This window comes from Albidovulum sp., assembly GCF_049646345.1.
Lineage (GTDB): Bacteria > Pseudomonadota > Alphaproteobacteria > Rhodobacterales > Rhodobacteraceae > Albidovulum.
On record NZ_JBARVQ010000766.1, the window covers coordinates 1 to 9,955 of the forward strand.

Sequence of the window (9,955 nt, forward strand, 5' to 3'; positions counted from 1 at the left end):
GCATTGCGTGATGGTGATGTCCTGAAGCTCAAGCACCAGCGCGGCCTCCCCTGTCGAGCACCCAGAAAAGGGCGAGGCTGAGGGCGAGGAGCAACACAGCAGCCCCGGCTGCGTCCTGCATCCGGTAAGCGCCCATCAGGCGGTAGAGTTGTAGGGGAAGGGTGGCGCTGTCTTCATCGGCGAAAAGCGCGATGACGCCAAGATCGCCCATGGACAAGGCCGCCGTCAGCCCGGCGGCGAAGCCCAGCGGACGGCGCAGGCGCGGCAGGGTCAGAAGCCTGAGCCGCGCAAGGCCGGTCAGGTCGAGGCTGTGGGCAAGACGGCCGTAATCGGCTTCCAGTTCCCGCGCGGCGGGCAGAAGGGCGCGAAGGCAGAAGGGCAGTGCCATGGCGGCATTGACCGCAACGGTGACGGCAAGCGCGATATCGCCGGGGCTGGCGAGGGGGCGCAGGAGGAGGAAGAGCCCGGTGCCGGTCACGAGGGACGAGGTGGCGAGCGGCAGCATGGCAATGGTCTCCAACCCACTCCGTCCGGGCCTCGCGGCGCTGGCCAGTGCCAGCGGCAGGGCAAGGGCGATGGCGGTCAACGTCGAGGCACTTGCGACGAGGAGGGAGCGCAGGGCCGCCTGCCAGACCGGGGCGGGCAGCGCGCCGAGGCGCGGCAGGCCGGTCATTACGACAGCAAGGAGCGGTGTCAGAAGGAAGAGGCTCGTCAGGATCAGGGCGGCGGCATCCTGCGCCCTGAGCATGGGGCTGTTCGCATCCCAGCGCGCAACTGGCCGGTCGAGCCCGGTGCCAAAGCCCGATGGCAGGGTGAAACGTGCGGCGAGCAGCGCTGCGAAGGCGCAGAGCGCCAGTTGGACCCCCGCCAGCATCGCGGCGCGGCCAAGGTCGAAATCGTAACGGAAGGACTGATAGATCGCGAGTTCCACAGTCGTTGCTTTCGGCCCGCCACCGAGGGTCAGGGCAACGGCAAAGCTCGTCAGGCAGATGAGGAAGATTGTGACGAAGATGCCCGGCGCCCGGGCGCGAAGCATCGGGTATTCCAGATGCCGGGCGATGTCACCGGGGCCGAAACCGAGGGCCGCCGCCAGACGGAAGCGTTCGGCGGGGATATCGAGCCAGCCTTGCAGCAGAAGCCGGACCGCCAAGGGCAGGTTGAAGAAGACATGCGCCAGAACGACGCCCGTAAAGCCGTAGATCGAGATGCGGGCAATCCCAAGGGCGGCAAGCCCGTCATTGAGGAAACCCGAGCGGCCAAAGACCGCGATAAGGCCCATCACCGCGACGATGACCGGCAGGATGAAGGGCGCGCCGAGAAGCGTGATCAGAAGCCCGCGCCCCGGAAACCGACGGCGCGACAGCGCCCGTGCGGCGGGGATCGCCAGCGACAGGCTCAGCGCCGCCGAGACCACCGCCTGCGTGATCGTAAAGCGCAGGGCCGACCAGTCTGCAGGGCCGAGCCCGGTAAAGCCCTCGGCGCGGGTCAGGACCGCGCCGAGGGTGCCGAGGGTAAGGGTAAGGACCAGCGCGGCGGCAAGCCCCGCGCCGGTCCGAAGCGCCCGGCTCATATGTCGTGCCGGGGCTCGCATCGTCACTCGCTCATCACCTTCAGCCAGGTGGCGATGGCCGCTTCGCGCCGCGCCTCTGCCTCTGCTTCGGGCAGGAACAGGGTCTTTTCCGGGCGGGGAAGTGCCGCGAATTCCGGCGGCAGGCTGCCTTCGATTTCACGGGCCGGGTAGGACCAGTTGGCGGTCGCGATCATGCCCTGAAAATCGTCGGACAGAACATAATCGAGAAAGGCATCGGCCAGGTCCGGCTGATCGCTGGACCCGATCCTGGCGACCAGTTCGGTCATGAAATAGTGCCCTTCGGGGAAGATCGCCGCAGCCTTGGTATCGTCCCCCTCGGCGATGATGTGATAGGCGGGCGATGTGGTGTAGGAGAGGACCATGTCGGCCTCGCCCGAGGTGAAGAGACCGTAAGCCTCGGACCAGCCCGGTGTCACGGTCAGGACCTTCGGCTTCAGCTTGCGCCAGGCATCCTCGGCATCGTCGCCGAAAACCTCGGACATCCAGAGGACAAGAGCCAGACCTGAAACAGAACTGCGCGGGTCCTGAATGACGATCTTCACGTCATCCGGCATATCGAGCAAAGCCGCAAAACTTGCAGGGGGCTCGGCCAGCCGGGTCTTATCATAGACAAAGGCGGTTTCGCCCCAGTTGAAGGGGACGAAGACGTCATCTGTCCAGTCCACCGGCAGGGTGAGGCCCGACAGATCCTTGCCATGGGCTGCGAAAAGTCCCGTTGCGCGGGCGGCGGCTGTCTGATCGGTGGTCAGACCGATGACGGCGTCTGCCTCGGTCCCTTCGCCTTCCAGCTTCAGCCGCGACATCACATCGCCAGTCACAAAGCCCAGATCGCAGGCGCAGATGACCTCAAAGCCTTTCTCGATGGCCGGGCCCGGGCCCCATTCCGATCCGAAATAATCCGGCGCATAGACGATCAGTTCGGGTGCGTCTGCGGCCAGCGTCTGGCTGGCCACAAGGCATCCCGCGATCATCAGGGCCGGAGACAGGGTGTTCTTCATCTCTCGTCCTCCAATGGTCAGGCGGGCGGAGATGGTATTGGCACATGCGCCTGACCTTCCCTCCGCCGGTTCTAACCGGTTCAGGTTCAACGGGTCCGCGTTTCTGCATCTCAGTCCCGGATCAGATCCGGGACACCCCGAGGTGGCGCCATTCCTATATGCAGGCCCCGGCGCCCGCAAGGTGGCTTGACGCCACAGGATAGTTTGCGAATAATTTGATCAAATTATGGAGGCGAAGCATCAGCCTTGAGATTCGGCGCGTCGGGCCCGAAGCTGCGGCAGAGGTTGCCCGGATGATCGCGGGCCTTCTGGAGGAATTCGCGCCCGGAGAGCCTGCCGACATCGCTACCCTGACGGCGACGGCGGACGAGGTGCTGGCGCTGGACACGGTGACCGGCCTTGCCGCTCTGCGGGAGGGCGAAGCGGTCGGCCTTCTCATGCTGAACGACTGCGCCGCGATCTATGCGGGCGGGCGGTTCGGCGAAATCACCGAGCTTTATGTCCGACCCGAAATGCGGTCGCAGGGCGTGGCCGCCCGTCTGGTGGCCGAAGCGGAACGCATAGGCCGTGCGCGTGGCTGGCACCGGATCGAGGTCGGCGCGCCGGAGCAACCTGAATGGGCGCGGACGCTGGCCTTTTACCGGCGCGAGGGATTCGTGGAGGTCGGCCACCGGCTAAAAATGCCACTTCAAAACGTTCGGGACACCGTTGAAACATGACCTTATCACCAATGTCCCGAGAGACCGGCAGGGTCCTTTCATCTGAGCCGCTTAAGTACGTCCAGACTCGCATAGCCGTCGGGCAGAAGCCCGCGCGCCTTCTGGAACGCCCGGATCGCCGCGATCGTATTGGGGCCGATCCTGCCATCGACGCCTTGTGTGTCGAAACCTGCACTGGTGAGCCGTTCCTGCAATTCGCGTCGTTCCGCCAAAAGCAGCGCGCGATCCTCTCGTGGCCAACCGGCGCGAATCGAGGCGCCGCCACGGATTCGGTCGGCAAGATGGCCGACGCCGATCACATAGGCATCGGCAGTATTGTAGCGCTCAATCACATGGAAGTTCTGGAAGATCATGAAGGCGGCACCCTTCGCCCCTGCGGGCAAGAGGATCGAGGCGGGGCCGTGATCCGGCACCATCTGATCTGCCATGTCGCGGATGCCCAAAGCCGCCCAGTCCGCGGGCGATTTCTTGATCCGCTCACCCGTCAGTTCCACGTCGAAGCCCTCGGGCAGGCGCACCTCTACCCCCCAGGGCTGGCCCTTCTGCCAACCAAAACCGGCCAGATAGGCGGCCGTGGAGGCCAGCGCGTCTGTGGGATCATCCGACCAGATGTCACGCTTGCCGTCGCCGGTGAAATCCACCGCATAGTCAAGATACGAGGTCGGAATGAACTGGGTATGCCCCATCGCCCCGGCCCAGCTTCCGGTCATGGCGCGCGGGTCCACATCGCCCGCCTGCACGATCTTCAGGGCCGCGATCAGCTGGCTTTCAAAAAACGCGCCGCGCCGACCGTCATAGGCAAGTGTCGCCAGCGCCGCGATCATCGGGGTCGAGCCGCGAAAGGTGCCGTAGGCGCTTTCCAGCCCCCAGATCGCGACCACGACCTCTTTCTCGACACCATAAGCCGCTTCGATCCGCTCCAGAAGGTCGCGGTTCGCCTTCAGCGCCGCCTTGCCATTGGCGATCCTTGTGTCCGAGGCCGCGCTGTCGAGGTAATCCCAGATCGTCTTGGTGAATTCGCTCTGGTTGCGGTCCTTCTGGATCACATCGGCGTTGTAACCGATGCCGTCGAAGGCCCGGTCGAGCACATCCTGACGGATGCCCTGCGCCGTGGCCCTGTTGCGGAATCCTGCGATCCACTGGTCAAAGCCTGCATTGGCCGTGACCTGCACCTGCCCTTCGGGTCCGCCCATAATCGTATCCTGCGCTTCGGGGGGCTGTGGCGTGATCCCGGCGGCCCCGGCCATCACCGGAAGCAGCGCCGCAAGGGTCGCGATCCGAGCCTGTCTCAACATATCGCACCTGCCTGTCCGTTTCTTGTTGGCCGAATTCTAGCGTGACCACGTCATTCGGAAAAGCAGGCAGTTGCGGATGGGCGGGGCTCCGCGCGCGGCGGTTATTTGCGACGACGTTCGACCTTGCGCCGGGTCTTGCCCGCCTTGATGCGCGCAGCACCGGCGCGGCGGCCGATGGGTTTGCCACGCCGCGAGGGCGCCCCGGCAGGCATCGGCGCGCCTTCGATCTCCAAGAGTTCCAGCATCAGCCCGCCGGTCACCGGCACCGCTTCGGCCAGCCGAACCGACACACGCTGACCCATGCCGATCACCGTGCCGGTATCGGCGCCCATCAGGGTCTGGCTTTTCTGGTCGTAGTGAAAGAACTCGCGCCCCAAAGTGCGGATCGGGATCATCCCGTCCGCCCCCGTCTCATCCAGCTTCACGAAGAGGCCGAAGCGGGCGATGCCGCTGATGCGGCCGGTGAATTCATTGCCCACCCGTTCAGAGAGATACGAGGCCAGATAGCGGTCGGTCGTATCGCGTTCGGCCGCCATCGAGCGGCGCTCGGTATCCGAAATATGTTTGGCGGTTTCCTCCAGCATCTCGATATCCTGAGGGGAAAGCCCGTCCTCACCCCAACCATGACCAAGGATCAGCGCCCGATGCACGATCAGGTCGCTGTAGCGTCGGATGGGCGAGGTGAAATGCGCGTAGTTCTTCAGCGCCAGGCCAAAATGCCCGAAATTCTCGGCATTGTAGTAGGCCTGGGTCATCGATCGCAGCGTCGAGATGTTCAACAGCTCATCGAAATCCGTGCCCTCTGCCTGCGCCAGAAGCTTGTTCAGATGCTCGGTCCTCAGAACCTGCCCCTTGGCCAACGTGAAACCCGAAGCCACCGCGACCTCGCGCAGCGCGTCGAGCTTGTCGGGCGAGGGCTCCTCATGCACCCGGAACAGAAGCGGGCGGCGCAGCCGGATCAGTTCCTCAGCGGCGGCGACATTGGCGAGGATCATGAATTCCTCGATCAGCCGGTGCGCATCCAGCCGGTCCTTGAAGGCGACGGATTTGACCTCACCCTCCTCGGTCAGTTCGATCCGGCGTTCGGGCAGGTCAAGGCCCAAGGGCTGGCGCATCGCGCGGGCGGTCTTCGTCGCCTCATAGGCGGCGTAAAGCGGTGCGATCACCTCGGGCAGGAGATCCGCGCAGCGCTCATTCGGGTCTCCGTCCTGCGCCTCTTGTACCTCAGTGTAATTCAGGCTGGCGACGGATTTGATCATCGCGCGGGTGAAGCGATGGGAGATCTTGCGGCCCTTCGCATCAAGCTTCATCCAGACGGCAAGCACGGCCCGCGCGACGCCTTCATGCAGCGAGCATAGATCGCCCGAGAGCCGGTCAGGCAGCATCGGCACGACGCGGTCGGGGAAATAGGTCGAATTGCCCCGATGCCGCGCCTCGCGGTCCAGCGCCGAGCCGGGGGTGACATATTCGGCGACATCAGCGATGGCGACCCAGACGATGTGACCGCCCTCGTTCTTCGGGTCCTCATCCGCATGGGCATAGCAGGCATCGTCGTGGTCGCGGGCATCGGCTGGATCGATAGTGACAAACGGAAGATGGCGCAGATCCTCGCGGTCGCCCAGCGCCGCCGGTTTCATCCGGTCCGCTTCCTCGATCACCGCATCGGGAAAATCGTCGGGGATGCCGTGCTGGTGGATGGCGATCAGCGACACGGCCCTCGGCGCCGAAGGATCGCCGAGCCGTTCAATGATCCGCGCCTTCGGCAAGCCCATGCGGCCCTTCGGCCCGGCCTGCTCCGCCTCAACGAGTTCGCCGTCCTTGGCGCCCTGTGTCGCATCGGCGGCAACCAGCCATTCCTTTTCCGAGCCCTTGTCGATGGGCAGGATGCGCCCGCCTTCGGTCGCCTTGCGGAAGATGCCGATGACCTTGTGCGGGTTCGCCCCGATCTTGCGGATCAGACGCGCCTCGTACTGGTAATCCTCACCCCTGACCTCATTGACGCGGGCAAGGATGCGGTCGCCCTCTGCCACCGGCGCGTCAGCCTTGCGCGCGCTGAAGAGGACACGCGGTTCCGGCCCCTCGCCCTGCCATTCCATCGGGCGGGCAAACTGATCGCCGTTCCGGTCGGGCGGCAGGATGGTAAGGATCGTGACGGGGGGTAGCTTGTCAGGGTCGCGATAGGTCTTGCGCTTGCGTTCCAGCGTTCCTTCAGCCTCAAGCTCTTTCAAAACCCGCTTCAACTCGATCCGGTCCGACCCTTTGATGCCAAACGCCTTGGCGATATCGCGCTTGGCGGTCAGGCCGGGATTGTCGGCGATCCAGTCGAGAATTTCGGTTTTGGAAGGAATACGGGCCATGTGCACGAGCTAGCACGCCCGAAAGGCGCCGTCATGCGGAAAGCGCGCGGACGGGTAAGGTGGGTCCAGACCCACCTTACATACAGCCGTGTTATGGAACGTTCTTTTCAATGTAAGGTGGGTTTAAACCCACCTTACGGGCAGGGTCAGGCATAGTAATCCTTCAGGATCCGGGCATAGATCGCCTTCAGCTGACCGATCTGTTCGACCTCCACCCTCTCATCCACCTGATGCATGGTCTTGCCGACCAGCCCGAACTCGACCACCGGGCAGTGGTCCTTGACGAAGCGCGCGTCAGACGTCCCGCCTGAGGTGGAGAGCACAGGCGCAACCCCGGTTTCGGCCTGAACCGAAGCCGCTACCAGCCGCACGAAATCGCCTGGCGGGGTTAGGAAGCTTTCGCCCGAGACCTGCACATCGAGCGCGAAGTTCACGCCGGTCTCGGTCTGCACTTTCAATGCCGCCGCGCGCAGCCGGGCGGTGAGGGTTTCCGAGGTATGGGCATCGTTGAAGCGGATATTGACGCGGGCGCTTGCCCGCGCCGGAATGACATTCGTCGCCGTATTCCCGGTATCGATCGTGGTGATGGCGAGCGTCGAGGCATCGAAATGCTCGGTTCCTTCGTCCAGCGGTTCGGCAGCCAGCCCGTCCAACAGCCGGACCAGCGCATGCAGCGGGTTCTTTGCGCGGTGCGGATAGGCGGAATGGCCCTGAACCCCCTCGGCGGTGAAGGTCACGGACATCGAGCCGCGCCGACCGATTTTCATCATCTCGCCCATCCGTTCGGGGCAGGTCGGCTCACCAACAAGGCAGACCGACATCGCCTCCTGCCGCTCTGCCATCCAGTCGAGAAGTGCCAGCGTGCCATCCCTGCCCGGCCCCTCCTCATCACCCGTGATGGTCAGGATCACCGCGCCATCGGGCGGCGTTTCCCGCACGAAATCCACTGCCGCCGCGGCAAAGGCGGCGACCCCCGACTTCATGTCGGTTGCCCCCCGGCCCCAGAGCCAGCCATCGCTGATCTCGCCCCCGAACGGGTCGCGCGTCCAGGCATCGGCATCACCCACCGGCACGACATCGGTGTGACCATTGAAACCGAAGGTCCGGTTCGCGCCTTGCCGTCCCCAGCGAGCGAAAAGGTTCGGTGTGCCGTTCCGATCCACCCGATGACAGTCGAACCCCGCGCCCGTCAGCAGGTCCTGCAACAGCACCAGCGCCCCGCCTTCCTCGGGCGTGACCGAGGGGCAGCGGATCAGATCGGCAGTCAGACGCACGGGATCGACGGGGTCAGTCACGTCAAAGGGCTCCTTGCAATTCCGACCCAAGCCCTAGCGCCAAAGGCCAGCACCTTCAATGCGCCGGACTGTTGCGCATGCGTCACCCGGCAGCAGGCACTGCGAATCTGCCTGCAAAAAGGGGATTCACAAACGATGCGGCAACGGACATAGTTTGTACCACAACAAAAAAGACCCGGGGCAGGGCAAACGCGACCGGAACGCCAATCGTCCGGATCGAGCAGCAGAACAGACAGGGGATCACCCTGTCACTTGCGTTTGCACAGCCTCCAAGGGTCAGGAGGCAGGCATGGCGACCGGAGCAGAGCTCGGGTACAATATCAACGCGACCGCCCTGCAGATGGCGAACGCGATTTTCGGCAATGGGGTCACCGTTGTCGGCGCGTCCTATCAGGGCGACAGCCGGTCATCTGCGATCTATTCCGATGGTGATGCGCTTGCGCCGGGGGTCACACCATCAGATACCGGAGTGATCCTCTCCACCGGCCTTGCCAGCAGTTTCACGCAATCTTCGGGTGATCCCAACCGCGCGACCGGAACCTCGACGAATACCAGCGGCATCGACAATGACAGCCAGTTCAACGCGCTGGCCGGAACGCAGACCTATGATGCCTCGATCCTCAATGTCGATTTCATCCCGACCGGCAATGTGATGACGATGCAATTCGTCTTTTCGTCCGAGGAATATCCCGAATACGCAAGCTCGCAATTCAACGATATGGTTGGCGTCTGGATCAACGGCACCCATGTTCCGCTGTCCGTCGGCAACGGCGATCCGAGCGTTGGCAATATCAACACCGGCTCGAACCTCTATGTCGATAATACCGGGGACGCCTACAACACCGAGATGGACGGCTTCACGCTGACCATGACGCTGACGATCCCGGTCAATCCGGGCGTTGTGAATTCGATCCGGATCGGCGTGGCCGATGTCGCCGATTCGCAATACGATTCAAACCTGCTCATCGCGGGGGACTCGACCCAGACAGAGCTGGTGGCGATTGCTGACAGTGAGTCGATCTATGTTGATCATTCCAAGACGCTGGATGTGCTGGCGAACGATCAGAACGGCACCGCCGGTTCTCTGACGATCACCCATATCAACGGTGTCGCGGTTACAGCGGGCCAGACGGTGATCCTGCCTTCGGGCGACAGCATCACGTTGAACGCTGACGGAACGCTGACGGTTCTGGCCGATACCGATGCCGATACGTTCCACTTTACCTATGACGTCGAAAGCACGACCGGTGCCACCGATACCGGCATGGTCACGATCGCGACGATCCCCTGCTTTGTCGCCGGTACGCTCATCGCGACGTCAAAGGGCCAGATCCCGGTCGAGGACCTGACGCCGGGGGACCTTGTCCTCACGCATGACGATGGCCCGCAACCCCTGCGCTGGATCGGTCGGCGTGTCGTGCCCGCCGATGGCACATTCGCGCCGGTCCGGATCGAGGCCGGCACCTTCGGCAATCACGATACGCTGCTGGTTTCGCCCCAACACCGCGTTCTGATCCGGCATATGCAGGCGGAACTGCTGTTCGGTGAGGCCGAGGTGCTGGTTGCCGCGAAAGATCTGGTGAACCGCAATTCGGTCCAGATCGTGACCGGCGGGACAGTCGAATATGTGCATCTACTGTTTGACCGGCATCAGGTCATCTATTCCGCCGGTCTGCCGTCGGAAAGCTACCTGCCCGGCC

Annotated in this window: 7 protein-coding genes and 1 riboswitch; of the genes, 2 read left to right on the forward strand and 5 right to left on the reverse strand. The window is 63.8% G+C overall.

Annotated elements, in window-relative coordinates:
• Positions 1 to 28: 28 nt before the first annotated feature.
• A complete protein-coding gene (locus WBB85_RS20150; RefSeq protein ID WP_432640373.1) occupies positions 29 to 1,570 on the reverse strand; it encodes a thiamine/thiamine pyrophosphate ABC transporter permease ThiP in 1,542 nt (513 codons plus the stop codon).
• Between the two features lie 23 nt (positions 1,571 to 1,593).
• On the reverse strand, positions 1,594 to 2,589 hold the full coding sequence (locus tag WBB85_RS20155) for a thiamine ABC transporter substrate-binding protein (RefSeq protein ID WP_432640374.1): 996 nt from the start codon (positions 2,587 to 2,589) through the stop codon (positions 1,594 to 1,596).
• Positions 2,590 to 2,629: 40 nt separating this feature from the next.
• A riboswitch (TPP riboswitch) is annotated at positions 2,630 to 2,739 on the reverse strand.
• A 65-nt stretch (positions 2,740 to 2,804) separates the two neighbouring features.
• Between WBB85_RS20155 and WBB85_RS20160 the strand changes: the two genes are divergently transcribed.
• Positions 2,805 to 3,308 (forward strand): GNAT family N-acetyltransferase, encoded by a 504-nt coding sequence (locus WBB85_RS20160; protein WP_432640375.1) that lies wholly within the window; start codon positions 2,805 to 2,807, stop codon positions 3,306 to 3,308.
• Positions 3,309 to 3,346: 38 nt separating this feature from the next.
• Here WBB85_RS20160 and WBB85_RS20165 read toward each other — a convergent pair whose 3' ends face one another.
• From WBB85_RS20165 to dapE, 3 genes are all read right to left on the reverse strand, one after another.
• On the reverse strand, positions 3,347 to 4,603 hold the full coding sequence (locus WBB85_RS20165) for a lytic murein transglycosylase (RefSeq protein ID WP_432640376.1): 1,257 nt from the start codon (positions 4,601 to 4,603) through the stop codon (positions 3,347 to 3,349).
• Positions 4,604 to 4,704: 101 nt separating this feature from the next.
• Positions 4,705 to 6,960 (reverse strand): ribonuclease R, encoded by a 2,256-nt coding sequence (gene rnr, locus WBB85_RS20170; RefSeq protein WP_432640377.1) that lies wholly within the window; start codon positions 6,958 to 6,960, stop codon positions 4,705 to 4,707.
• Positions 6,961 to 7,106: 146 nt separating this feature from the next.
• Positions 7,107 to 8,255, reverse strand: a complete 1,149-nt coding sequence (dapE, locus tag WBB85_RS20175) for a succinyl-diaminopimelate desuccinylase (RefSeq protein ID WP_432640378.1) — start codon at positions 8,253 to 8,255, stop codon at positions 7,107 to 7,109.
• A 289-nt stretch (positions 8,256 to 8,544) separates the two neighbouring features.
• Between dapE and WBB85_RS20180 the strand changes: the two genes are divergently transcribed.
• The coding region (locus WBB85_RS20180) for a Hint domain-containing protein (protein WP_432640379.1) at positions 8,545 to 9,955 on the forward strand (1,411 nt) is incomplete at its 3' end.

Bases quoted from the DNA above. Each gene is read 5' to 3' on its own strand.
- WBB85_RS20155 (WP_432640374.1), bottom strand. From the start codon at position 2,589: ATGAAGAACACCCTGTCTCCGGCCCTGATGATCGCGGGATGCCTTGTG.
- rnr (WP_432640377.1), bottom strand. From the start codon at position 6,960: ATGGCCCGTATTCCTTCCAAAACCGAAATTCTCGACTGGATCGCCGAC.
- WBB85_RS20150 (WP_432640373.1), bottom strand. From the start codon at position 1,570: ATGAGCCGGGCGCTTCGGACCGGCGCGGGGCTTGCCGCCGCGCTGGTC.
- WBB85_RS20165 (WP_432640376.1), bottom strand. From the start codon at position 4,603: ATGTTGAGACAGGCTCGGATCGCGACCCTTGCGGCGCTGCTTCCGGTG.